At 29.4% G+C, this 462-nt stretch carries 1 protein-coding gene; it reads left to right on the forward strand.

Translation table 11 applies throughout. The features are described 5' to 3' along the window. Positions 1-167 precede the first annotated feature (167 nt). Positions 168-374, forward strand: a complete 207-nt coding sequence (locus RNB18_RS51735; protein WP_311721024.1) for a helix-turn-helix domain-containing protein — start codon at positions 168-170, stop codon at positions 372-374. The last annotated feature ends 88 nt before the right edge of the window (positions 375-462 follow it).

A 462-nucleotide genomic window follows, 5' to 3' on the forward strand; every position in this document is an offset into this window, starting at 1 on the left:
ATATTCTATACGGCTATTACAAGAGCTAGGGAAAAATTAAAGATTTATTGGACTCCTGAAGTGGAAGAAAAAGTTCTCAATCGAATTAAACCTAAAGATATCAGCAAAGACGTAGAAATACTAAAAAAATATCTAACTTAACTGCGGGAAAGAAAGGATGATAAATAATGAGAATCAGTTATAACAAACTCTGGAAGTTACTGATTGATAAAGAAATGAATAAAAACGATTTAAAAACTAAAGCTGGACTTAGCGGTTCTTCTATCGCCAAACTAGGCAAGGGAGCAAATATAACTACCGATGTTCTTCTTAAAATTTGCGAAGCTTTGGATTGCAGATTAGAAGATATCTTGGAAACAATAAAGGAAGATTAAAATAATTTATATATGATTTTTAAATTAATTCTTTGGGAAATTTTCTGTGAAACTTAAAATTTTGAAGAAGATACATAGTGGATATATC

The sequence above is a fragment of the Streptomyces doebereineriae genome, from assembly GCF_031845645.1.
Lineage (GTDB): Bacteria > Actinomycetota > Actinomycetes > Streptomycetales > Streptomycetaceae > Streptomyces > Streptomyces canus.

Excerpts from the sequence above, each read along its gene's own strand:
- RNB18_RS51735 (WP_311721024.1), top strand. The coding sequence starts at position 168 with ATGAGAATCAGTTATAACAAACTCTGGAAGTTACTGATTGATAAAGAA.